Here is a 25,532-nt window from a genome sequence, read left to right on the forward strand (position 1 = left end):
GCTCGGGTCCCGAAGGGATCAGGTGAGGTTGACAAAACCGAACCTGACCAGCGGAACGCAGTGGGGACGGACAAGTAAAGAGGAGTTTGCATTTAATTGAAGTTAGATTGGAGCAAAAATGGAGAATAAGCGAAGAGTAGTGATAACAGGTCTTGGGACTGTCAACCCAACAGGAAATACTGTGGCTGAATCATGGGACAGTATACGAAACGGGAAATGCGGCATAGCAGCAATAACACATTTTGATACAGAGAATTTCACTGTTAAGCTTGCAGGAGAAGTAAAAGATTTTGATCCCTCTGCACTTATAGATCGTCGTGAACAGAAGCATCTTTCAAGATTCACACAGTTTGCGATTGTGGCAGCAGAGGAAGCCATCACACAGAGTGGAATCAAAGAATCCAATGAGTATGATCCATCAAGAATCGGAGTCATAGTATCATCGGGTATCGGTGCACTGGATACTATTGAGTCAGAGCATACAAAGGCAGAAAACCATGGATTTGAGAGAGTTTCTCCATTTTTCATACCTATGACTATTTCCAATATGGCAGCAGCCAATGTTGCTATACGTCATGGATTCAAGGGAATGTGTACCTGCCCGGTAACAGCCTGCGCAGGTGGGTCCAATGCCATCGGTGATGCATTTCACAGAGTAAGAGACGGATACGAAGACGTAATGATAGCAGGCGGTACCGAGGCATGTATATCACCCCTTGGAATCGGAGGATTCAGCAGCATGCGTGCTCTTAATCATTCTGAGGATCCTAACCGGGCAAGTATACCATTTGACAGTGAGCGAAGCGGCTTCGTAATGGGTGAAGGTGCAGGCATCCTCGTCATGGAGGAATATGAGCATGCCGTACGTCGCGGCGCAAAAATAATCGCTGAAATTGTGGGCTACGGTGCAAACTGTGATGCATTCCATATTACAAGCCCTAATCCGGAAGGAGAAGGCGGTGCTGAATGTATGCGTCTCGCCATCATGGATGCAGGCATTGATCCGAAGGATATTTCTTATATCAATGCTCATGGAACTTCAACACATCTTAATGATTCCTGCGAGACCAAAGCTATAAAGGCTGTATTTGGAGATAATGCTTACAATATTCCTGTCTCCTCAACAAAGTCCATGACGGGACATCTTCTTGGTGCTGCCGGAGGAGTGGAAGCTGTATTTTGCGTAAAGGCGATTGAGGAAGGATTTATTCCTGCTACTATCAACTACAGAAGTCCTGATCCTGAGTGCGATCTTGATGTAGTACCTAACGAGGGAAGAAATGCTGAGCTAAAGTATGCACTTAGCAATTCTCTGGGATTTGGCGGACACAACGCATGTCTTATTTTCTCGAAGGCATAAGAGAGATATTAATAGGAAAGTTTGAAATATGAACATCAAACTTGGTTGATGGGTCAGATACGGTACCGGCGTGAGCTGGTTTGTTCCTGACTCATGGAGGTAAAAAATGGCAGAAGAAATAAAAGAGTTGGATAATGTCTCTGATGTGAGAACACCGAAGGCATTAAATATAGAAGAAATCAAAAAAATCATTCCTCACAGATACCCCTTCCTTCTTATAGATCAGGTGAAGGATTATGAACCGGGGAAATTTGCGGATGCGATAAAGTGTGTAACTGTCAATGAGCCATTTTTCCAGGGACATTTCCCTGATTATCCTGTGATGCCGGGAGTACTCATAATAGAAGCATTGGCACAGACAGGTGCGGTTGCCCTGCTGAGTATGCCTGAAAACAGAGGTAAGATTGCTCTGTTTGGAGGCATCAAGAATGCCCGTTTCAAGCGTCAGGTAAGACCCGGAGATGTACTTGAATTTCATTGTGAGCTTACAAAAATGCACGGACCTGTAGGAATAGGTACAGCAACAGCCACAGTAAACGGCAAGACAGCTGTTGTGGCTGAGCTGACATTTGCAGTTCAGTAAAAAACAGTTAAAAGGCATAACGGATAATATAAACAATCTGTGAGAAGAATGAGTGAAAAGAATAAACAGCTTCTTTTCACAGGGCATATATTGCTATACAATGGCTACCGATTATATTCAAAATCGATAGCCGTTTTTGTTATAATGTATTCAGGTCGGTTTATATTATTCTTACAGGGTATATATGTTATAATCTGTAATGTGCTGATTTAAGTGTTATATCTTGGTAAGATTCCGCAGGAATCCGGCATAGAGTACCAGTTTTATTGAATTAAGGAAGATCGGATATGTTAAGTAATACTTTCGAGGAATTGTATAATAGATTCAGAGTGCATTTTTATATGCAGGTGTTTTCAAAGGAAAATTCCGGTGATGATACACTGACCTCTGTTGAAGCCTTCAGTCTGGAGTGTATAAAGTCTCTTGGAGAACCTACAGTGGCTGAGTTTGCAAAGATGATGGGTATTTCGGCACCCAATGCGGCGTACAAAGTCAATGCACTGATACAGAAGGGCTATATTGAAAAGGTACAGTCAGAAACAGACCACAGAGAGTATTTTTTGAGGGCTACTGACAAGCTGAAGGATTACTATAAAAACAGTTATGAGTTTCTTCAGAAGATAGTAGAGAGATGTGAGGAGCGCTTCTCAAAGGAAGATATAGAGAGGCTGGATCATATGATTGCTACTATTACGGATGAAATGATACCTGAACTTGATCCTAAACATTTTAAGAAGAGTGACAGGCGGTAGAAGGCAGCAGAAGAGAATAGTTTAAACTGTCTGTATTGGTAATGAATTAACGTTTGGAAATGTTGTATCCGGAAATCAGTTAAAATGATTTTTGGAATCAATATATTCGGACGTTTTTTTATTTAGTGAAATACTGACAAAAACGAAATGGAAATTAGTAATTATTTTACTAATTGACATCGGAAGACAAACAGAATATATTAAATGTAAGCGCTTACAAGAACGCGCAGACAACAGTGCAATGATATAAGCATTAAATAAAAATGAAGTTGATTCGCTTGAAAGGGGATAATTCAATGGAAAAATTAAACTATCAGGTACTAGAGAAGTCAGGTTATCAGGGGTATATCCTTAAAGATGCACCCGTAAAGGTAATGCAGTTCGGTGAGGGAAACTTCCTCAGAGCCTTTGTTGATTATTGGTTCGATATGTCAAATGAGAAGGCAGGATGGAACGGAAAGGTTACTCTGGTACAGCCTATAGCCCAGGGACTTACTGAGCTTATCAATGAGCAGGAAGGTCTTTATACACTTTATCTCCGTGGTTCCGAGAATGGTCAGAAGGTGAACAACAAGCGAGTTATATCATCTGTTAAAGATGCTATCAATCCTTATACCAAGGAAGGTTTTGCAGCTATGATCGAGCTCGCAAAGTCTGATGATCTTGAATATATCGTATCAAATACAACTGAGGCAGGAATCGTTTATGATCCAGAGACAAAGTTTGATCAGGAGCCGCCTGTTTCCTTCCCAGGAAAAATGACAAAGGTACTTTATGAGAGATTTAAGGCAGGAAAATCCGGAGTTGTAGTTCTTTCATGTGAGCTTATCGATAATAACGGACAGGAGCTCAAGAAAATTGTCAAGCGCCATATAGATGAGTGGAATCTTGGAGCTGACTTTAAGAAGTGGGTAGACGATGAAGTTCTTTTCTGTTCAACACTTGTCGACAGAATCGTTCCTGGCCGTATTCGTGATCCGAAGGAAGTGGAAGAACTTGATAAGGAGAACGGTTACACAGATCCACTTACAGATGTTGGTGAGGTATTTGGTGTATGGTATATCGAGGGACCTAAGGAGCTTGAGGATAAGCTTCCTTTCAAGAAGGCAGGAGTAAATGTTCATGTTGTTCCGGAGGTAGCTCCATATAAGAAGAGAAAGGTTCGTATCCTTAACGGTGCTCACACAGGTTTTGTACTCGGAGCTTATCTTGCAGGCTTTGATATCGTTCGTGACTGTATGCATGATGATGTAGTTAAGAATTATATGAACAAGATGCTTCAGGAAGAGATCATTCCTATTCTTCCGTTGGATAAGGCAGATTGCGAGAACTTTGCATCAGCTGTTGAGGATCGTTTTAATAATCCATTTGTTGATCATCAGCTTATGAGCATTTCTCTTAACTCCACTTCAAAGTGGAAAGCAAGAAATATGCCTTCACTTCTTGAGTATGCTGATAAGTTTGGAAAGCTTCCTGAGGTTCTTGCCATGAGCTTTGCTGCATATATCGCATTCTATAACAATGATGTACAGCGTCGTGAAGAGGATGGACTCATTTGCAAGCGTCCTGCAGGAAACGAATATAAGATCCAGGATGACAAGGAAGTTATAGATTTCTATGAGGCTCATAAGGATGATGATGTGAAGAGTCTTGTTCATGCAGTAATGACAAATGAGGAATTCTGGGGACAGGATCTTACAAAGGTTCTGGACTTTGAAGAAGTAACAGTAAAGAACCTTACTCTTATCAAGGAGCAGGGAGCTAAGGCTGCATACGCATCAGTACTATAATGAAAGGAAACCTTCTTAGGGAAAAGAAATATGGCCAGAGCACAGGTAGTACATATCAATCCGGAGGATAATGTTGTGGTTGCCATCGCACCTATAGCAAAGGGCGACGAGATCAGAACCAGAGACATTGATATAACAGCAATCGAGGATATTCCCCAGGGACATAAGGTAGCGGTAAAGCCGATTCCCAAAGATGAGCAGGTAATAAAATATGGTGTGTCCATAGGACACACCACTGAAGATGTTAAAGCGGGACAATGGGTTCATACACATGACATGAAAACGAATTTAAGCGGAGAAGTAGTGTATACCTATAATCCTGCGGTACCGGGAAAAACAGAGATGCCGGTGGAAACATTTGAAGGGTATGTAAGACCTGATGGAAAAGTAGGAACACGTAATGAAATATGGATCATACCTACCGTTGGATGTGTAAATGATGTGGCAAAGCATCTTGTGGAAATGAATCAGGATCTGGTAAAGGGTTCTATAGACGGACTTTATACATACACTCATCCATTCGGATGCTCCCAGACAGGAGGAGATCATGCCCAGACACGTAAGATACTGGCTGATCTGGTTCGTCATGCCAATGCAGGAGCAGTTCTTGTTCTGTCATTGGGCTGCGAAAATCTTACCCACGAACAGTTTTTGAAGGAACTTGGTGAATATGACCCCCACAGAGTAAAGTTTCTTACCTGCCAGGAAGTTGAGGATGAATTTGAAGCCGGATCTGCACTCTTACGTGAGCTTGCGGAATATGCATCAAAATTCAAGAGGGAGACCGTTGGTATCGACAAGCTGGTTCTCGGAATGAAGTGTGGTGGATCAGACGGACTTTCCGGAATAACCGCAAACCCTACAGTAGGCAGAGTTTCGGATATGGTAGTAGCCCAGGGAGGAACCACTATACTTACAGAGGTTCCGGAGATGTTTGGTGCTGAAAGCATGCTTATGGACAGATGTGTAAATGAAGAGGTCTTCGATAAGGCATCCGCCATGCTTAACGGATTCAAGGATTATTTTATAAGCCATAATGAGGTGGTATATGATAATCCGTCACCGGGAAATAAAGAGGGTGGTATAACTACATTGGAAGACAAATCCTGCGGTTGTGTCCAGAAGGGCGGAAAGGCTGCAATTTCAGATGTACTTTCCTATGGTGAAGAAGTTCATACAAAGGGGCTTAATCTTTTATACGGACCAGGAAATGACCTTGTCTCAAGTACGAACCTCACAGCTGCCGGATGTACAGTGATTCTGTTCACAACAGGAAGAGGAACCCCTTTCGGTTCTCCTGCACCGGTAGCAAAGATAGCCACCAACGATAAGCTTGCTGAGAAGAAAAGGAATTGGATCGATTTTAATGCAGGTCCGGTTGCATCTCAGGGAGAATCCATAGATGATGCAGGAAGAAGACTCTTTGATTTTGTAAAGGAAATAGCTTCAGGAAAGCAGACTCAGGCTGAAAAGCACGGATTCAGAGAAATCTCCATATTTAAGGATGGAGTAGTTTTATAAAAAATCATCGAGAACATTTTAACATAATGTATTAAAGACGGAATAGTTACATAAAACAGAGAAAAGACCTGAATCGGGAAAACCGGTTCAGGTCCTTTGATTTTTAACTAAAATACCTCCCGAAACAAATCGGGAGGCGGTTATAGAAGAAAAATCAAGTCATGACAGAAATGCCTGACTTAAAAAATGAGAATTGAAATGATAGTTAAACTGAAAAGATGATTGTCTTATCACATTTAATTTCAACCACCTGATTTGGATCCATGGAACCGTTTGAAATCATACCAAGAAAAGAATCGACAGATGTATTTGTCATTTCGATATCTAAATGTGAATTAAAACGGTAAACACTTATCTGGTGGTCTCCGTTAAGCTGTGACAGAACCTTACGAATTCTATCCATCGCTATCCCCTCCTTATATTGTAATCAAAGAGCAGAATAAATGCCAAAAAAGTTGATAATCAATCAGATATATAATCAACAGGCAAAATCAAAATACTCTATATGTGAGAAATGATTATAGCACATTTTAATTAAAAAGTCACATAAAAAACAAAATAATAAATCACTATGCACAATCACAATGGAATATTGTTATATTTTTAATGGATAAAACATATATATAACGCATGCATAAGCAACGATAATTTGCTATATTTTTGAAGAAGAAAACAGTTTCACAATGAAGGGAGATAAAAAACATCATGCTAAATGAAAAAAAGATAAACGAATTCAATAAAATGGCAGGCAAAGCCCGGGAACCAGGTATAGATAGCGGTGAGTCTTTGATGGAGAACTACATAAAAAATGCAAGAAAGTTCACTTTGATAGGACTTGTGGGTGTTTTTACAGGGTTAATATGTGTCTTGACCATAAGAGAACAGAACAACCCATTTATGGTACTTGCTGCCATAGTGATGTTTGCAGGAGCTTTGATAGCGGTTACCGGAATATCATCATTAAGGGCCGAAGGAATGCTCAGAACTTTTGCCCAGATAGCTTCCATGCAGCCAACAACGGCATCTATGCTTGATCTGAAAAAAGCCATTACACGCTGTGGTATGACTGGTGTTCGAAAGCAGGTGAAGCTCCAGATTGAAGCAGCTGTTTCCAAGTATGAGAAACTTGAGGGCGCGGATATAGAACTTGCAGATGAAATAAGAAAATCCGGACAGGAACTGCATGTGAAAAGAATTATCTGAAATTATCAATTATAATACATTCTTTGAAAATAAAATCGGGTCGCATATAAAGATTATCTATTGATTTAATAAGAATGTTTTATCCGGTAAGCAAAAAGTAGTGTCAGATAATATAAAAACGTGATAATTGACAAATAATTAAAAAATGTTCATTATCAAAAAAATATAATCTTTTTGGCTATAATGCCTTTATACTGTATAAAAATCACAAAAAATATTAATGTTTGCATAAAAGCATTGAAATTTAATTTCTAAGGTGATAGTATTCCTTGCGATTATAAAATTCATAGCTGTAGGAAGTTGTGTAAGTGCTTTCATAGCAGCTTATTGAAACTTCGAAAGTTTTTACAAATATTAAAATTATGATAAATTTTGAAAAAGCTATGGAATGTTATAATTCCTGGTGATATAGTGCATGTCATCAAATGAGTTTGAGTGTAGTGGGTATGGATAGTTCATCCCGTTTATTATTTTTCAGGAGGAATGATACGATGAGTGAATTAAGCATTATGATTCCGGATCGTGAGGCCGTATGTGATTTTGTTGCAGTAACTTCAAAACTTCCATTTGATATGGATATCGTTCAGGGATCAAAGATCGTTGATGCCAAGTCAATTCTTGGTGTTATTTATATGGGTCTTGGAAAGGTTCTCAGTCTCAAGGTCAGAACAGAGAATCTTGCAGACGTAAAAACATCACTTAAGGATTTTATCGTAGAGTGATTATAGACATTGCTTGAAGCGCTTGGATTGGGTGAATTCCCGATTCAGGCGTTTTTTTTTGAAAAAAAGAGCTTTCTCCGCTATTGATCCGGTTATTGTGGTAAGATAAAAGTCTGGAATGAGGTGTATATGCAGATAGAAATACAAAGATGTAACAGAAAATCCATAGTGATAACAGTGAACAGTAAAGCCGAGGTGATTATTAAGGCACCCTACAGAACAACTGATGCTGAGATTCAGGAGCTCCTGAAAAAAAGAGCTGCCTGGATAAAAGAACATGTGGATAAGGTCAGGAAAGAAAGGGAGAGGGCTGACAGTCTTGAACCGCTGACAAACGAGGAGCTTCAGAGACTTGGAGACAAGGCAGTGGATTTCATACCAAAACGTGTGGAGTACTTTGCGGAAAAAGTAGGCGTGAATTATGGGAGAATAACAATCAGAAATCAGAAGACCAGATGGGGAAGCTGCAGTTCAAAGGGGAACCTTAATTTTAACTGTCTGTTGATGCTTACCCCTCCGGAAATAATAGATTACGTTATAGTCCATGAACTCTGCCACAGAAAAGAAATGAATCATTCCAATAAGTTCTGGGCAGAGGTTGCCAAGGTACTTCCCGACTATAAAAAAAGGCGAAAATGGCTTAATGACAAAGGCGGAGTGATAATTGGCCGTATGGAGTAAAAAAGCCCCTTTTGTACTTGAACGGTACAAAAGGGGTTTTGATTATTTCTTGCGGCTTCGTTTTCTGGAACGGCTGTTCAGCAGCATATCCCTGCGCGCTTTCTGTTCAATTGAAAGATCATCAGTGTGCTTGAGCATACGGGAACGACGTTTCTTACGTATAAACTCTTCATGTCTTTCCATAAGATAGTATATTCCGAATATTAGGAGAGCAATAAGGCCTATAACGGCGAGAATGGATACAAGCCGTTTAATGGGCTTTGGTATCTCTATACGCCCTTCTTCCTGATTTAAGACTATGGGGGCATGATTTTCATCGCTTTCCGCCGGAAGTTGTCCTGAAACCGTTGGATGGGTATCTTCATTATAGTTCATGCTGATGCTCTCAGGGACAGTTTCTTCTGTATTTGCATCAGTCTGTGATGTCTGCTGCGTTTCAATTATTTTATCTGAGTGGTCCGAAAGACTTATGTAGGCATTGCCGACGGACTTATCACCGTATACATAGTCAATACGTGCAAATGCACCACCGCTTTTTTCAGAGTCGTTTAAATCATAGTTTATGGTGCCTGAGACATCTTCAAATACAGCTTCGGATGGAATGGTTATGTGGTATGACGATGGTATGTCGAAGCTCAGTGAATCAATGATTTGAATTCCGTCAACCTTAAAATTGCTGGATAATGTGCTTATATTCTTGTCGTATGCAGCTGCTTCAATGGACTTGAAATTAGTGTAACCAAAATCAAAAAGATTTTTTGTATCGGTGTACTGGGAATTATGTCCGTTGAGTATGACACAGATAAGAGTCATTCCGTTCTTTTCACAGGCCGTCACAAGTGTGTTTCCGGCAAGGATGGTATATCCGGTTTTGCCGGCAAAAACCCCGGGATAGTACTCGGCATAGCTCTTTCTCATCATGTGATGATGGGCATAAACTGTATTCTCACTGTCAGTGTCATTCGGGTACTTTGAAATAGGAGCATGAGTATATACCTGAGATGCATCTATGGCCTTAAAGGTATCGTTTTTTATGGCGTACTGCATTATCTTTGCAAAATCATAGGCACAGGTATAGTGATCAGGATCATTTAGACCTGAAGGGTTTACGAAATGAGAATTGACACAACCTATTTCGGCAGCTTTGGCATTCATCATATCCGCAAATTTTTCATTGGAACCTGCAATATATTCCGCAAGAGCATTGGCACAATCGTTGGCTGAGTGCAGAAGCAGGCAGTAGAGGCAATCTCGTACAGAAAGCTTGTCACCCGGCACAGCACCTATGATGGTGGAGTTTGGCTCCAGATTTCCGTTTACCGCAGCATACGAAAAAGTCACCTTGTCATCGAGATTTGTGCAGTTTTCAAGTACCAGTATGGCAGTCAGAACCTTTGTTATGGATGCAGGGTAATATGCCGTTGTGGAATTCTTTTCGTAAAGAATGGCATTTGAGTCCGCATCTATCAGTATTGCTCCTTCGGAATTAAGGGAAAAGGAAGCCTGAGGCCATGAAACTGCCGCAAATCCGGTTATCGGCATAAGTTTAAGAGTATTCAAAACTTTGTTGACAACTCTTTCCGATTGTGGATAAGGATAGTTGATTCCATTTAAAGAGGTACCTGAGATGTTATATGTTTGTATGGAATTTGTTATAAGGAAGGTGGCAGAGAGGGTAAGAACCACCCTTCTGCCGAATTTTTTTATCGCTTTAAGTTTATCAGTTCTTTGCATCATTCGATTCTTTTACAGCCTTTTTTAAAATAACGCTTACCTTGTAAAGATCTCCGTCTATGGTTATCACAAGCTCGCCGTTCATAAGTTTTGTCAGACTTTTTGCTATGGAAAGACCGAGACCTGAGCCTTCTGTAGTACGACTTACATCACCTCTTACAAATCTTTCCGTAAGCTCTTCCGGAGAAATATTGAGAGGACTGGAGGAGATATTTTTGATTGTACATGATGCAGTGTCTGAATCTGCATCATCTGTTATATCAACATATACCCTTGAACCCCTTAATGCATATTTGCAGCAGTTGTTCAGAAGATTTTCTATCACTCTCCAAAGATGTCGTCCGTCTGCACATATCATAACAGGATGATCCGGATAGTTAAGTATGACTTCAAGCTTTGCGGAATTGGTTTTATCTTCGAATTCTCCCAAGGCCTGTTCAACTATTTCGTTATAATTGATATCAGCGAAATCAATCTTGACATTACCGGAGCTTGCTTTGCTGGCTTCCACAAGATCTTCGGTAAGAGTTTTAAGTCTAGTGGATTTCTGGTCAAGAACCTTTATATATTCCTGAACCCGGGGATTGTCTATATCTTCACGCTTGATAAGATCCACATAACTTATGATGGATGTTAAAGGGGTCTTCAGGTCGTGGGATACATTGGTTATGAGATCTGCTTTAAGACGTTCTGATTTGACCTGTTCATCAACAGCCTCACTTAAGCCGGTGGCTATACGCCATGTGTAAAAATCAATGGCCAGAATAATGATCAGTGTGGCTATAGCACACAGGAAAGCCTTCAAACTCTCATTGTTTATGAAGTGTACGAACAGCAGTACGATCATGATAAACGCAAATGTATTGGGCAATACGAAAAGAACATAACTGAAAAGCTTTGAGCTGGTTCTTTCGGCGCTTTGAATATAGTGTCCGAACAGATCGCAGATCTTTTTAAGCAAGGATGAGCTCCATAACCGGTCCGCCTTGTAATTTCTGACAAGAGAAAAGGTCATAGGGAAGAATACAGAATATTTCAATATGAGGCTTAGACTCGATGTCCAAAAATCCCAATTATCTATGGTTCCTATGATCCTTTCCACAGATTCAAGAATTTCAGGTGCCAATATATCCGCTGTAAATCCCCAGATAATGAAGCCGCATAAAATGATTTCTGTAGGACAGTTATCAATTTTATGAAGGTGGATTTTTAGATCAGACTTATCATTACTGTGTCCGCTCCAAAGGAACAGAAGTATAAGAGAAATTACCGCAGTCAATCCGGAGAGCACCAGCATGGTCAGTCCTACGACGCTTGTAACATGGTGATCCGTGTACTCCCTGGCCTGTTTTTGGAAATTGTCTTCGCAGGGAAAAGAAGTATCTATTCCCACAGAAAAATGATATTGGGATGAGCTGCTCCTGAATGGATTACGAGCCTGTAAAAGAGGAATCAGGTTCTGGGGAAGATTTCTGAAGTTGGTGGAGACTTCAAGAGAGTTGGAATCAGCGTAGGCAAAGCTTGGAAGATTACGGATGTCTTCCTCAGAGCGGGATGAATCGTTAGTGAAGGTTACATCGGAATTCTTTGATGTATAGGTGATGTTGAAATAAAAATTGGTGTTTTTACTGTTGAATTCACTTTTTACGGCATAATATCTCGCAAGATAGGTCAGTGCCTCTTCTGCAAGAGCACCGAGAGACATCTGTCCGTCAGTTGGACTTGTCTGTTTATAATCCGGAAGATATGCCCTGTACTGCACTATGATCTGGTGGTTAAGTTCATCCTCTGCCTTTGATATGGTTCTTGAACCGTCGTTCTGAAGCTGATTCCAGGCATCAAAATAGTATCCCATAGATCTGGCATATTGAATAAGGTAGTCCAGTGAGTAGGAAACGTTCTGTCCCTGGACATCGGCCTGGGCTATGATGAGTCCCAGATCAAGCTTACCGTCTTTTTCGAATATATCTGTAAGCTGGACGTAATCGAATATATCCGTCATCATGTGATTGGCCCGGTCTTCAAAAGCCGAGCTCTTTACGTAATTGGGCTGTCTTATATATTCAAGTGCAGATCCGTCGGCTGCTCCCAGAGTCAAAACACCGACACTGCAGAGTATCATAAGAAAAGATATAATATTGATAAAAGTTGTAAATGTTTTTTTCATGATTTCTAATGTAAACGCCGGGCAAGAGAACTATCTCCAACCCGGCGAAATGTTGTGTAATGTGTTCAGAAAAAATTGGAAATGTTATTTAGCTGCATCCTGCTTTTCGATTTTATATCCGACACCCCAAACAACCTTAAGATACCTGGGTTCTCTTGGATTTATCTCAATCTTTTCACGAATATGGCGGATATGAACAGCTACGGTATTATCGGCACCGATGGCTTCTTCATTCCAAATTGAAGTGTAAATGTCATCAATAGAAAAAACCTTGCCGGCATTTTTTACCAAAAGAAGAAGGATGTTGTACTCGATAGGTGTAAGTTTAACGGCGTTGCCGTCAACGGTCACTTCTTTGGTGTCATCGTTCATAACGAGACCGCCGCAGGCATAAACATTATCATTGTCGGCAGCTTCCCCGATATTGCCCAACTGGGTATATCTGCGGAGCTGTGATTTTACTCTTGCAATAAGCTCCAAAGGATTGTAAGGCTTGGTAAGGTAGTCATCGGCTCCGACATTAAGCCCCAGGATCTTGTCATTATCCTCACCCTTTGCTGATAACATAATGATAGGGATGGAGCTGGATTCTCTGATTTTAAGTACGGTATGTACTCCGTCAAGTCCAGGCATCATAACATCAATGATAAGGAGATCCACCTTATTCTGTTCCATGATTTCAAGAACATCGTAGCCATCATAAGCTTTAAGAACATGGAAGCCCTCACCTGTAAGATAAATGGATATCGCTTCGACGATTTGCTTATCGTCGTCACATACGAGTATAGTCTGCATAAAAACCTCCTGTTGGCAGGTATATGGTACCCAAAATACCAATATAACCACATTATTATACATTATTGCTCTGTTCAATGCAAAGAGCGGGGAATACAGAAATAAATGAATCCGAAATTAAGATGCGATACGGAACAAAAAAGAAAAGCTTCCGGAACAGTACCGGAAGCTTAAGTGATAGTAGTGTTATGCCGCAGGAACCTCTTGAGCAACTTCCTGAACGTACTGCTTGCTGACATATGCATCGCGACCGTTATAGTCGATCATGATCCATTCATCATTGGGTGATCCTTTGTATGTGACCTGTACACCGGCATCAAGTACTTCAAGAACCTCACAATTTGTATTTGGCTCGGTACGAACCTTGACGCCTGTAGTGGTAACCCATACTGAGGATACAGCCTGAGTTTCCTGAACAGGAACTGTTTCTGCAGGATTGTCAACAGGAGCCTCTGTTGCTGCCACAGTTGTCTCTGCAGGAGCCGCAGTAGTAGCAATAGAAGGTTTTGATGAGCCTCCGTTTATGATCTTTATAAGGATGATAAGGAGTATGGCACATGAAATAGGAATAAGGAATTTCATTATGTTGTAAAGATCCAGCTCAAAGCCTTTTCTGCGCTTTGGTCTCCTGTTCTGATTGTATCCCGGGCGTCCGTTTCTCTGAGCGGAGGAGCGTCTTCCTGATGTTCTTGAAACCCGCTCATTGTCGCGAAGAGGTCTGGTAGGACGGCCACTCCTCATGCCTCCTGAGGATCTGTTTAACGGAATATTCACAGAACTAAGGTCTGAAGCCTCAGGATAGGAAGCATCTTCTCCGGATGAATCTTCGTCGGATATCTGTGATTCGGAATAGTTTGTATCATATTCGGAATCTGAAGGGTTATCAAACTCTGAATAGGCTGTCTGTCCGGAAGCGTATGAGGCAGAAATAGGTCTCGACTGGAAAGAGTCTACATAGTTGTTCAATTCGTCACGAATAAGAGAAAATGATTCGTTGGCGGACTGAGATGTGGCGGTTTCACCTGCTTCGGCCTGCTCGCCCATGATTCGAATGGCGTGATAATTGTCCCTGGTCTGATCTGATATGAGTTTATTTTCCAAAAGCTGGTCAATATCACTTTCAAGATTATTGGAAACAAGAACAGCCCTGTCAATCTGCATACGGACAAGGGTATGAAGTATGCGCTTGTCCAGGATCAACGCCTGGTTGTACTGTCCGTTTAATATACTTTGCTGTGCCTGACTTAAATCATTACGAATCTTGCCCCAGATGTTAGCTTCTCTTGGCGTTGGCATGAAAAAAACCTCCTTAACGGAAATAATGATTCAGATAAAAGAGAATCGAAGCAGAAAAAAGAAACAATCTGCGAATAGGAAAAACTTATCTTTTAATAAAATATTTCCGGATAATTTACTTTATATTATACCCGATTTCAAAAAGTGCTTCAAGAGAACAGCAAGGTATTTGCTTCGTTTTTTGGCATGGCAACATTAACCTATGTACTTGATGAAACAGGGTTTCTGTGTTAAACATAGTAGAAATAAAATATTACGTAGTTGTGAACGCTGTATGAAGAGATATTTTCAAATTAGTTACCATTTCCGAAATTTCGGAGGTGCATTTCCATGGGTAAAGCCAGGAATAATCCGACACTGCTGCGTATTATAATAAAGATGAGAGGGTCTAAAGTACCAATCATGTGACTAAAATATGATTTGAGATTTTATTACCCGCATCATCAAAATGTTTTTTAGCAGAAAGGTATATCATGAGATTAAGACATATAACGGGATCAGAGGATTTTGTGGCAAATTCAGAGTATGTAACCCACGATCCGGAGAAAAACAAGGGCAGATGGAAAGAGGTTTTCGGCAATGATAATCCTGTCAGAATAGAGATAGGAATGGGAAAAGGTCAGTTCATAGAGACCCTTGCCGCTAATAATCCGGACGTAAACTATATCGGAATAGAGCGTTATGATACTGTTATTCTCAAGGCTATAAAGAAGAGAGAAGCTCTTGAGAAGGAGGGTGCTGATTTATCTAATCTTACATTTATATCCATAGATGCAAGACTTCTTGCAGATGTTTTTGCACCTGGAGAGGTGGACAGAATATATCTGAATTTTTCAGATCCATGGCCAAAGGACAGGCAGGCAAACCGTCGTCTGACAAGTCCTGTCTTTATGAAGATATACAGAGAATTTCTTAAGGCAGACGGACAGCTGGAATTTAAAACCGATAATATGGGATTGTTCGACTATTCACTGGAGTCCATTCCCGAGTCAGGCTGGAAACTTTCTCAGGTTACAAGAGATCTTCATCATGATGATTCAATGAATGAAGGGAATATCATGACAGAATATGAAGAGAAGTTTTCTGCTAAGGGAAATCCGATATACAAGCTTATAGCCGTACAGTAATATTTCAGTGGAGATCAAATGATTTAAGCTGCGGTATAGCAGTTCAGCAGTATCGAGGTTTAAATCATTAAATAATATAGCCTGAAAAAAATTTAAAAAAACAATTGACAATACGATACTAATTGTGTACTATAAGTGAGCGCTGTGAGGAACGGCGCAAAGATATGCACCTTTAGCTCAGTTGGTAGAGCAGCGGACTCTTAATCCGTTTGTCCAGGGTTCAAGTCCCTGAAGGTGCATTTTTTGATGCTTTAATATATGAATAACGCGATAAAAAACCTGGATTCTTTGAGAATCAAGGTTTTTTTTATTGTAAGAATAAAGTAACATGAATTTACAAACACGATGATATAATGTTATGACTATAATGATGTAAAAGACTGTGCCGTAGTGTTTCGGACACAGATTTATTATAAAGTTATGCCCTGCATGAATGACGGGGGAATGGAGAGTTTAGTATGTTCAATCGTAAATTGTTGCGAGGAACCTCACTTTTGCTGACAGCAAGTATGCTTATCATGACCGGCTGTGAGCAGCAGATAAGCGAAAGTGTAAATGCTGAAAGTGAATCTGAGATAGTTGTTACCACGGCTCCGGAAACGGAATCAGTTGAGATGGTTGCTGCATTGGGCATTAATTCCAATGTTTTGCCGTCTATAGCCGGTGTAACTGTTGATGACTCGGCAGAGGAACTGGCACCGGTCAACCTGACAGTGGGAGTTATCAATTCGGTAGTTAAGGATCTTCAGCAGAGACTTATGGATCTCGGATATATGGATCCCGATGAGCCCACAACATACTACGGTGATGCCACTTCACTTGCTGTACAGTACTTCCAGAGGCAGGCAGGCATGGCTATGGATGGAATATGTGGAGTCGGTACATGGGATGCCATCATGTCTGAGAGTGCCCCACATTATGCATTAAAGCTGGGATTCCAGGGAAATGATGTTACTCATGCCCAGTACCGTCTTTATAATCTGGGATATCTGTACAATGCTTCCGATATAAACGGTACTTATGATGAGACTACCATGAATGCTGTCAAGAAACTTCAGGAGACTAACGGCCTTACTGCAGACGGAATATACGGTACCAGTACCTACAATCTTTTGTATTCCGATGATGTAAAGGCTAATGTTGTAGCCCTTGGAGAACAGTCTGACCTGGTAAAGAAGTATCAGCAGATTCTTATAAATCTGGGATACCTTGAGGGAGAAGCTGACGGTAATTTCGGATTGGGAACTCAGAATGCAATAAAGGCATTCCAGTCAAGAAACGATCAGGTAGTGGACGGATATCTGGGACCTGATACAAGAACTGCTATGGAATCTCCCAATGCAATTCCCTTCGCTATGCGACTCGGAGAACAGTCTGAATCTGTTAAGGATCTTCAGCAATATCTTGTAAAGTACGGTTATCTTTCATCGGATAAGGCTACAGGCTACTTTGGTGAACTTACCAAGAGCGCGGTTGCAAATTTCCAAAGCAGAAACGGACTTACTGCGGACGGACTTGCAGGTGCAAAGACTATAGCATTGCTCCATAGCGGAAATGCCAAGAAGAATACTACTTCAAGCAGCTCTTCAGGTTCATCAGCTTCATCAGGTACAAGCAGTGCAGCTCCCGTTACAGTACCAAGTACAGCTGCAAATGCAGGAACCCCTGCAGTATCCATTCCGTCATCTGTGGGAACAGGCGGTGAGACAGTATCCGGTTCGGCAGCAGCCCTTATTTCCATTGCAGCATCAAAGATCGGCTGTCCGTATGTATGGGGAGCAAAGGGACCGAACAGCTTTGACTGTTCTGGTTTTGTATACTGGTGTCTCAACCAGGCAGGAGTAGGTATTTCTTACATGACTTCATCAGGATGGAGAAATCCGGGACGATTCAAGAGGGTATCCTATAACGAGCTTCAGGCCGGTGATATCATAGTTGTATCAGGACACGTAGGAATCGTTGCAGGTGGAGGAACCATCATAGATGCATCATCATCCAACGGACGTGTAGTACACAGATCACTGGGAGCATGGTGGGCAAACCACTTTATTGTCGGCTGGAGAATCTTCAGTTAAGATGATATAAGTATAGGAGTGGGAAGCGCAAAACGATTGAATACCGGTTTTGACGCTCTCGCTTCGATAATTGAACCGAAAAAACGATATAGATAAAAAAATAAACCGACCTCCAATTGTCAGATCAAAAATCTGAGGATTGGAGGCCGGTTTTTTTATGTCTTTTTTCTGATATGAAAGAATATGAACGGTTTACATAATCAGGTAAATCATACTCTTGTTTCCTTCATAAAGGTATCGATAAGTCTGGCTGCAGCAGTGGACAGATTTTTGGATCGGTCGATTACAAGACAGAAGGTCCTGTCGGGAATAGGTTCAAGCAATGGAACACGGTAGACAAGACCACGTTCAATGGCATCTGCCGCAAGAGCCTCAGGATAGAATCCCACCCCAAGGTCATTCTCAACCATTGGAAGGATCTGATCCGTAGAAGATGCTTCCAGTTCGGGCTGGAAAGTGAGCTGATGATTAAGAAAATACTGTACATAAAGCTCACGGGTTCCGGTATCACGGCCAACGCTAATGATAGGGTAGCGGTTCAGCTCCTTAAGAGACATGGGATATTTTGTAAGATGCTTATAACCAGGTCCCACTATGGGGATCTCTCTGAAATTGAACAGCGGGTCCATGGTGAAAGGTTCCCGTACAGTCAGTGGAGTGGTGACAAGCGCAAAATCAGCAGAACCGTTCTGCAGAGTTTTTATAGCCTTTGGAGTTGCATGATTGGATATGCGAATGCTTATGTCCGGATACTGTATCTTGAAATCGTGCAGGACTGGAAGCAGAACGAGTCTGAGAGCATTTTCGGAGGCTGCTATGGTCACCTGTCCTGATTCCAGATTGACATCTTTATCAAGCTCTTTTTCTCCCAGTTCCAGCTGCTCAAAAGCGATAATAACGTGTTCATAGAGCCTCTGACCGTTCTGAGTCAGGGTGATCCCCTTCTTTCCCCGGTGCATGAGCTTACAGCCCAGGCTCTCCTCAAGGTGATTCATGGCACGGCTTACATTAGGCTGATTGGAACCCAGTACTTTTGCGGCCTGGGTGAAACTTTTGAAGGTGCCCACGTAATAGAAAATTCTGTAGTAGTCATAAGAAATCATAAAAACTCCATTGCCCGGAAGAGTATGATTCCGGAATTAATTAAATATCTTTTGAATAGAATTAAATTTAATGGGGTAAAGCTGAGGATAAGAAATCAGATAAATTGATTAACAAAAATCTTTATCCACACGCCATAACAGGTTATAAGATGATTTTTTGTGTCGCTTATATAAATGTATGGGGTGAAAAAAACGACAAAAAATTTGAAAAAATTTTTTGCTGTGAAACATACTTTCAGGGCCTCTTTATCATCAAAAAAGACTAATTCTTTAAAGAAAATATAAATAAAAATATAACAAATCAGACAATGCATGTCAAATTGATATGAGTAATATGTAAAAAATACGGCTTGAATATTAAAAAACCGGAAATATAATAAGGTCGCACGAGTTTTGAGATAAGTCTGAGACTGTTTCGGAACTTTTAACAAATTATAAAAGTTAAGAATGGAGGTAGTAGAATGGAGCACTTCACCGAGGAACTCCAGGAACAGCTGCAGGTTTCAACCGCGTTTACTGTTCCGGTGTTCGGAGGAATACAAGTCGCCGAGTCAACGGTTATCACATGGGTCATCATGGCGGTACTCGCTGCGTTGTCGGTTTATCTCGGGTCAAATCTTAAAGTCAGAAATCCGGGTAAGCGTCAGCAGCTGGCAGAGATGATAGTCACATGGTTCGATAGCTTCACCGGAGAACTTCTCGGAGAACACGGAAAGCAGTACAGTACAATCATTTCCGTTATTCTCATCTACATCGGATTTTCAAATGTTATCGGGCTTTTTGGATTGAAGCCCCCAACAAAGGATCTTAACGTGACAGTTGGCCTTTCGCTTATCAGTATCTTCCTTATCGAGATCGCAGGATTCAGGAAGAAGGGAGCAAAGGGCTGGGTAAAACATTTTTCGGAGCCGGTAGCCATAGTTACTCCGATCAATATTTTGGAGCTTGTTATCAGACCTTTGTCACTGTGTATGAGATTGTTCGGTAATGTACTTGGTGCGTTTATCATTATGGAGCTTATCAAGATGGTGGTTCCTGTAGGTATTCCTGCCATCTTCAGTCTTTATTTTGATATTTTCGACGGACTCATCCAGGCATATGTATTTGTTTTCCTGACATCACTTTATATTCAGGATGCAACAGAATAATGAACTAAGTAGTCAACTATAAACATTTTTATTATTTAAAAGGAGAATTATTTATGAGCATGACAGCTATTGGTGTAGGTTTAGCAGCACTTGCATGTTTAGGAGCAGGTCTTTCAATCGGTATCGCAACAGGTAAGGCAGCAGAGGCAATCGCAAGACAGCCTGAGGCTGATGGTAAGATCATGAGAATCCTTCTTCTTGGTTGTGCACTTGCCGAGGCAACTGCAATTTACGGATTCGTTCTTGGTATCCTGTGCATTTTCTTCCTTAAATAATTTTACAACATCTGAAATTTGAAATTACAGGAGAAGAAAACACATGTTAAGAGTAGATATTAATTTATTGTTTACTATCATTAATCTGCTGGTACTTGTTTTTCTTATGAAGAAGTTCCTTTTCGGACCTATCCGTGTTGTGATCGAGAAGCGTCAGGCTGAGATCGAGGAGTCTTATAAGAAGGCCGAGGATACAAATCAGGCTGCCAAGGAGCTTAAGGCGAAGTATGAAGAAGGTCTCAACAATATCGAGGAAGAACGTAAGCAGACCATCAATGATGCAAAGATTGAAGCTTCAAAGGAATACGATGAAATCGTAAATAATGCCAATAAGAAAGCAGATAAGATTCTTGCAGATGCAAAGCTTCAGGCAGCGAAGGAAGCCGAGACAAAGCAGCGTGAGATGCAGCAGCAGATGGCTGTTCTCGTAGCAGAGGCTGCTTATAAGATTGCAGCTTCACAGGACAGTGCGGCAAATGACAAGAATCTGTTCGATCAGTTCCTCAGCAGTAACAGCCAGCCAACCAACAAGAATGATCAGGAGGCATAATAGTGAGTCAGAATGCCAGAGAAATAGCAGAACGTCTGATTCAGTTGCAGGTTTCAGCAAGTGTGATCAAAGCTACTTCACGTATATTTGAAGTATTGCCCCAGACCGCATCCCAGCTCAGTGATCCGACTATAGATTTAGCAAAGCGAAATGAGGTAGTCGACAGTGTGTTCCCTACAGAAGTGAGAGGAATACTGAAAGAACTGTGTGACGAAAACAAGCTTTCTATGTGGCAGGAGATTGCTGATCAGTATAAGAGTATACGTGCAAATGCTGAAAAACAGCTCCATGTGCAGCTCAGATATGTAACCAGACCTTCTGAAAAGCAGCTTTTGGATATACAGAAGTTTGTATTTGATAAATATAATACTCATCATTTTGAGTTTGATATGACAGAGGATAAGAGTTTAGGCGGCGGATTTATCCTCGAAGTCGGAAATGACCAGTATGACTGGTCCACCAGCGGAAGAAGAAACCAGTTCCTTGAGCAGCTTAAAGTTACCCGCTCAGGACTTACAAGTGATGTGGATATCCTTACCATACTTCAGCAGAGTGTCAATAACTTTGACCTGAAGGCAGAGAAGAAGGAAATCGGTTTCATCGAAAGCATAGGTGACGGTATCGCCATAGTAAACGGACTTGATCATGCCATGTATGGTGAAGTCATAGCCTTTGACAACGGTACAAAGGGAATGGTTCAGAACATCGAGAGAGACAGAATCGGTGTTATCCTTTTCGGCGATGAAGCAGGACTCGGAGAGGGAAGCAGAGGTATACGTACAGGACGTATGGCAGGTATCGGTGTTTCCGATGATTATCTGGGAAGAGTTGTGGATGCTCTCGGAAATCCTATAGACGGTCTTGGCGGTATCAATGAGGTTGAGTACAGACCTATAGAGCAGCCTGCTCCCGGAATCATAGACCGTCAGCCGGTTAATGAACCTATGCAGACAGGTATCCTTGCCATTGACTCCATGTTCCCTATAGGAAGAGGACAGCGTGAGCTCATCATCGGAGACCGTCAGACAGGTAAGACTTCCATAGCTCTTGATACCATACTTAATCAGCATGATAAGAATTGTATATGTATCTATGTAGCAATAGGACAAAAGGAGTCAACCGTAGCAGCATTGGTTGAGACCTTGAGAAAACATGATGCCATGAAGTATACCTGCGTAGTGGCAGCCACAGCGGCTGATCCTGCGCCTATTCAGTACATAGCACCATATTCTGCAACATCGCTTGCCGAGTATTTTATGTATAAGGGACATGATGTACTTATCGTTTATGACGATCTTTCAAAGCATGCGGTAGCTTACAGAGCACTTTCTCTGCTTCTCGGACGTTCACCGGGGCGTGAAGCATATCCAGGAGATGTATTCTATCTCCACTCAAGACTTCTTGAGCGTTCATGCCATCTTAATGATAAGCTGGGCGGAGGATCCATAACGGCCCTTCCTATCATTGAAACACAGGATGGAGATGTTTCAGCATATATTCCTACCAATGTTATTTCCATAACAGACGGTCAGATTTTCCTTGAGTCAAATCTTTTCTTCGAAGGTCAGCGTCCTGCGGTAAATGTAGGTCTTTCTGTTTCCCGAGTAGGTGGAGCAGCTCAGGCCAAGGCCATGAAGAAGGCTTCCGGATCACTTCGTATCGATCTTGCCCAGTACAGGGAAATGGCTGTATTCACACAGTTCTCTTCGGATCTTGATCAGAATACCAGAGATCTTCTTACGCAGGGTAAGGTACTAATGGAGCTTTTGAAACAGCCATTGGGAGCACCAATGTCTCTTAGTGATCAGGTAATAACTCTTGTGGTTTCACTCAACCATAAGATGATGGATATCGAACCTAAGAGAGTGAAGGAATTCCAAGGAAAAATGCTTACATATTTTGCCCAGAGATATCCGGAGATTGGTAAAAATATCGAGATTTCAAGACTTCTCGGTGATGATTCAAAGAATCAGATCCTTAATGTGGCAGATGAATTTAAGCGTCTTTGGGATGAAAAAGACGGACATTTTGAACTTTCTGAGGAAGAAAAGTGATTGTAACTATGATTGGGCTATACCTTAAGAGGTATAGCCCAATCGGAAATAGATTATAATGAGGATTAAATAGTGGCAACCATAAGAGAACTGCGAGACAGAATCTCGAGTATTGATAATACTTTAAAAATCACAAATGCCATGTATCTTATCTCCAGCACGAAGCTTCGTAAAGCAAAGATGGAACTTCAGCAGACTGAGCCTTACTTTTACACACTTCAGACCATGATTCAGAGAATTCTAAGGCATTTGCCTGAAGATTTCACTCATCCGTATCTTGATCTCAGAGAGAATCTTCGTGAAACTGTGGATCCGTCTGATTACCGCACCGCAATAATCTGTGTTACTGCAGATAAGGGGCTTGCGGGAGCATACAATCATAATGTTATAAAGCGTACAGAGGAGCTTCTCAAAGAGAGACCAAAGCACAGGTTATATGTGGTCGGTGAAATGGGACGAGTTTATTTTCGTACAAGTGGTGTAGATGTAGATGAGCAGTTCCATTACACAGCTCAAAATCCGACATTGCATAGAGCCAGAGTTATAACAGGAAGAATGCTGGATCTATTTCAGGAGGATAAAATCGATTCCGTTTATATCGTATATACGAGAATGAAAAATTCTCTTGAGATGGTAACAGAGACGGAACAGCTTCTTCCTATAGATAAGATCAATGGCGGAATACTGGGCAATAATCAGATACCCATGGTGGCAGGAATGGAGGATTTCAGACTTCGTCCCACACCTAAGGCAATTATCGACAATGTTATCCCTGACTACATCAATGGTTTTATATACAGTGCGCTGGTTGAGTCCTTCTGTTCAGAGCAGAATGCCAGAATGACTGCCATGGATGCTGCCAATCGAAGCGGTAACAAGCTTAGACAGGAGCTGAGCATTCAGTACAACAGAACACGTCAGGCTGCCATCACCCAGGAAATAACGGAGATAGCAGCCGGAGCAAGAGCACAGAAAAAACGATAAGTGATAAGAAATCGAATTACGCTTTATATTATAGAAGAAAAGTGATTTTTAAAGCGTTGATGAGTGTGCGGCGGACAAAGCATTGTCAGCTGCCATAAGGAGATATATATGCAGACAGGAAAGATTGTGCAGGTCATGGGACCGGTTGTAGACGTTGAATTTGATTCTACGCCGCTTCCTGAGATTAAGACTGCACTTACAGTAGATAATCATGGTACAAAGTGTACTATGGAAGTTGCCCAGCAATTAGGGCGCAGTACCGTTCGCTGCATAATGCTTACAGCGAGCGAAGGTCTCGAGAGAGACATGGAGGTAGAGAATACAGGTGCCGGAATAACTGTTCCTGTAGGTGAGAAGACACTGGGAAGACTTTTTAATGTCCTCGGTGATGCCATAGACGGTCAGCCTGCTCCTGAAACAGAGGAGCATTGGGAGATTCACAGAAAACCTCCTAAATTTGAGGATCAGAATCCTGTTCAGGAGGTTCTGGAAACCGGAATCAAGGTAATCGATCTTCTTGCACCTTATGCAAAGGGTGGAAAGATCGGTCTCTTCGGCGGTGCCGGTGTAGGTAAGACCGTTCTTATTCAGGAGCTTATCAGAAACATCGCTACAGAGCACGGCGGATATTCCATATTTACCGGTGTAGGAGAGCGTTCCCGAGAGGGAAATGATCTTTACAGTGAAATGACGGAGAGCGGAGTTATCAAGAATACAGCTCTTGTATTCGGACAGATGAACGAGGCTCCCGGAGCCAGAATGAGAGTTGCGGAGACAGGTCTCACCATGGCTGAGTACTTCAGAGATGTCCAGCATAAGGATGTACTTTTATTCATTGATAACATTTTCCGTTTTGTACAGGCGGGATCAGAGGTTTCATCCCTTCTTGGAAGAATGCCTTCAGCCGTAGGTTATCAGCCTACTCTTGCAACAGAGATGGGCCAGCTTCAGGAGAGAATCGCTTCCACAAGAGAGGGTTCCGTAACATCTGTTCAGGCGGTATATGTTCCTGCAGATGACCTTACAGACCCTGCTCCTGCTACAACCTTTGCCCACCTTGATGCAACTACAGTACTTAGCCGTAAGGTAGTAGAACAGGGTATTTATCCTGCTGTAGACCCTCTTGAGTCGTCATCAAGAATTCTTACAGAGGATATCGTAGGCAAGGAGCATTATGAGACAGCTCAGAGTGTTTTACGTATACTCCAGAAGTATAAGGAGCTCCAGGATATAATCGCCATCCTCGGAATGGAAGAGCTTTCTGAAGAGGATAAGATGACGGTTTATCGTGCCCGTAAGATACGTAACTTCCTTAGCCAGCCTTTCTTTGTAGGAGAACAGTTTACCGGTGTTCCCGGAAAGTATGTTCCTCTTGAAGAGACTGTTAAGGGCTTTAAGGCTATCATCGACGGAGAGATGGATGAGTATCCTGAAAATGCATTCTTTAATGTAGGAACCATAGAGGACGTTAAGAAAAAGGCTCAGGATATCTCAAATGCAGAAGCCAAGAAGATATAAGGTAAGGAAAGAGGTCATCTGATTCCTGTGAGAGTAAAGTATTCTTTATCATCAGTGATAGAGAGATTTTGACTTCTATTTAGCGAAAGATTAT

General features: G+C 41.6%; 22 protein-coding genes and 1 tRNA gene. 17 read left to right on the top strand and 6 right to left on the bottom strand.

Annotated elements, in window-relative coordinates; genetic code table 11:
* Positions 1-118 precede the first annotated feature (118 nt).
* From fabF to T515_RS03630, 5 genes are all read left to right on the top strand, one after another.
* Complete coding sequence (gene fabF / locus T515_RS03610) at positions 119-1,360, top strand: beta-ketoacyl-ACP synthase II (RefSeq protein WP_036607718.1); 1,242 nt, start codon at positions 119-121, stop codon at positions 1,358-1,360.
* 106 nt (positions 1,361-1,466) lie between these two features.
* Entirely contained in the window at positions 1,467-1,943 is a 477-nt protein-coding gene (gene fabZ / locus T515_RS03615) for a 3-hydroxyacyl-ACP dehydratase FabZ (protein ID WP_051671404.1), read from the top strand.
* Between the two features lie 287 nt (positions 1,944-2,230).
* Positions 2,231-2,695, top strand: coding sequence for a MarR family winged helix-turn-helix transcriptional regulator (locus tag T515_RS03620; protein ID WP_036607719.1), 465 nt, complete (start codon positions 2,231-2,233; stop codon positions 2,693-2,695).
* Between the two features lie 296 nt (positions 2,696-2,991).
* A complete protein-coding gene (locus T515_RS03625; protein WP_036607720.1) occupies positions 2,992-4,485 on the top strand; it encodes a tagaturonate reductase in 1,494 nt (497 codons plus the stop codon).
* Positions 4,486-4,515: 30 nt separating this feature from the next.
* Positions 4,516-6,006: a UxaA family hydrolase gene (locus T515_RS03630; protein ID WP_036607722.1), complete on the top strand. Its 1,491-nt coding sequence runs from the start codon at positions 4,516-4,518 to the stop codon at positions 6,004-6,006.
* A 205-nt stretch (positions 6,007-6,211) separates the two neighbouring features.
* On the opposite strand, the gene T515_RS03635 is transcribed toward T515_RS03630, so the two are convergent.
* Complete coding sequence (locus T515_RS03635) at positions 6,212-6,409, bottom strand: hypothetical protein (protein ID WP_036607723.1); 198 nt, start codon at positions 6,407-6,409, stop codon at positions 6,212-6,214.
* Positions 6,410-6,711: 302 nt separating this feature from the next.
* On the opposite strand from T515_RS03635, the gene T515_RS03640 reads away from it, so the two are divergent.
* From T515_RS03640 to T515_RS03650, 3 genes are all read left to right on the top strand, one after another.
* On the top strand, positions 6,712-7,209 hold the full coding sequence (locus T515_RS03640; protein WP_036607727.1) for a hypothetical protein: 498 nt from the start codon (positions 6,712-6,714) through the stop codon (positions 7,207-7,209).
* Between the two features lie 491 nt (positions 7,210-7,700).
* Positions 7,701-7,931: an HPr family phosphocarrier protein gene (locus T515_RS03645; protein WP_036607730.1), complete on the top strand. Its 231-nt coding sequence runs from the start codon at positions 7,701-7,703 to the stop codon at positions 7,929-7,931.
* 129 nt (positions 7,932-8,060) lie between these two features.
* The gene (locus T515_RS03650; protein ID WP_036607731.1) at positions 8,061-8,612 is read left to right on the top strand and encodes a M48 family metallopeptidase; all 552 of its coding nucleotides are present in this window, start codon (positions 8,061-8,063) and stop codon (positions 8,610-8,612) included.
* A 42-nt stretch (positions 8,613-8,654) separates the two neighbouring features.
* On the opposite strand, the gene T515_RS03655 is transcribed toward T515_RS03650, so the two are convergent.
* The 4 genes from T515_RS03655 to T515_RS03670 form a co-directional block, all read right to left on the bottom strand.
* A complete protein-coding gene (locus T515_RS03655) occupies positions 8,655-10,349 on the bottom strand; it encodes a D-alanyl-D-alanine carboxypeptidase family protein (protein ID WP_155988251.1) in 1,695 nt (564 codons plus the stop codon).
* Positions 10,333-12,513 (bottom strand): sensor histidine kinase, encoded by a 2,181-nt coding sequence (locus T515_RS03660; RefSeq protein WP_051671405.1) that lies wholly within the window; start codon positions 12,511-12,513, stop codon positions 10,333-10,335. Before T515_RS03660 ends, T515_RS03655 begins: the two co-directional genes overlap by 17 nt.
* A gap of 84 nt (positions 12,514-12,597) precedes the next feature.
* Complete coding sequence (locus T515_RS03665) at positions 12,598-13,308, bottom strand: response regulator transcription factor (protein WP_036607732.1); 711 nt, start codon at positions 13,306-13,308, stop codon at positions 12,598-12,600.
* Positions 13,309-13,494: 186 nt separating this feature from the next.
* Positions 13,495-14,604, bottom strand: coding sequence for an SH3 domain-containing protein (locus tag T515_RS03670; protein ID WP_051671406.1), 1,110 nt, complete (start codon positions 14,602-14,604; stop codon positions 13,495-13,497).
* A 473-nt stretch (positions 14,605-15,077) separates the two neighbouring features.
* Here T515_RS03670 and trmB point away from each other — a divergent pair, with 473 nt between their 5' ends.
* From trmB to T515_RS18165, 3 genes are all read left to right on the top strand, one after another.
* Positions 15,078-15,731 (top strand): tRNA (guanosine(46)-N7)-methyltransferase TrmB, encoded by a 654-nt coding sequence (trmB, locus tag T515_RS03675; RefSeq protein ID WP_036607733.1) that lies wholly within the window; start codon positions 15,078-15,080, stop codon positions 15,729-15,731.
* A gap of 166 nt (positions 15,732-15,897) precedes the next feature.
* A tRNA-Lys gene (locus tag T515_RS03680) sits at positions 15,898-15,970 on the top strand.
* A gap of 219 nt (positions 15,971-16,189) precedes the next feature.
* Entirely contained in the window at positions 16,190-17,806 is a 1,617-nt protein-coding gene (locus tag T515_RS18165; RefSeq protein WP_036607734.1) for a C40 family peptidase, read from the top strand.
* Positions 17,807-18,015: 209 nt separating this feature from the next.
* Here T515_RS18165 and T515_RS03690 read toward each other — a convergent pair whose 3' ends face one another.
* Complete coding sequence (locus T515_RS03690) at positions 18,016-18,909, bottom strand: LysR family transcriptional regulator (protein WP_036607736.1); 894 nt, start codon at positions 18,907-18,909, stop codon at positions 18,016-18,018.
* A gap of 461 nt (positions 18,910-19,370) precedes the next feature.
* On the opposite strand from T515_RS03690, the gene T515_RS03695 reads away from it, so the two are divergent.
* The 6 genes from T515_RS03695 (at position 19,371) to atpD (ending at position 25,438) form a co-directional block, all read left to right on the top strand.
* The gene (locus T515_RS03695) at positions 19,371-20,057 is read left to right on the top strand and encodes a F0F1 ATP synthase subunit A (protein ID WP_036607738.1); all 687 of its coding nucleotides are present in this window, start codon (positions 19,371-19,373) and stop codon (positions 20,055-20,057) included.
* Between the two features lie 59 nt (positions 20,058-20,116).
* Positions 20,117-20,332, top strand: coding sequence for an ATP synthase F0 subunit C (gene atpE, locus T515_RS03700; protein ID WP_029199782.1), 216 nt, complete (start codon positions 20,117-20,119; stop codon positions 20,330-20,332).
* A 43-nt stretch (positions 20,333-20,375) separates the two neighbouring features.
* The gene (gene atpF, locus T515_RS03705; protein WP_036607740.1) at positions 20,376-20,882 is read left to right on the top strand and encodes a F0F1 ATP synthase subunit B; all 507 of its coding nucleotides are present in this window, start codon (positions 20,376-20,378) and stop codon (positions 20,880-20,882) included.
* A 2-nt stretch (positions 20,883-20,884) separates the two neighbouring features.
* Positions 20,885-22,936: a F0F1 ATP synthase subunit alpha gene (gene atpA, locus T515_RS03710; protein ID WP_036607742.1), complete on the top strand. Its 2,052-nt coding sequence runs from the start codon at positions 20,885-20,887 to the stop codon at positions 22,934-22,936.
* 72 nt (positions 22,937-23,008) lie between these two features.
* Complete coding sequence (gene atpG, locus T515_RS03715) at positions 23,009-23,920, top strand: ATP synthase F1 subunit gamma (protein WP_036607744.1); 912 nt, start codon at positions 23,009-23,011, stop codon at positions 23,918-23,920.
* A gap of 108 nt (positions 23,921-24,028) precedes the next feature.
* The gene (gene atpD / locus T515_RS03720; RefSeq protein ID WP_036607745.1) at positions 24,029-25,438 is read left to right on the top strand and encodes a F0F1 ATP synthase subunit beta; all 1,410 of its coding nucleotides are present in this window, start codon (positions 24,029-24,031) and stop codon (positions 25,436-25,438) included.
* The last annotated feature ends 94 nt before the right edge of the window (positions 25,439-25,532 follow it).

The organism is Oribacterium sp. P6A1, from assembly GCF_000702885.1.
In the GTDB taxonomy this organism is placed as follows: domain Bacteria; phylum Bacillota; class Clostridia; order Lachnospirales; family Lachnospiraceae; genus Oribacterium.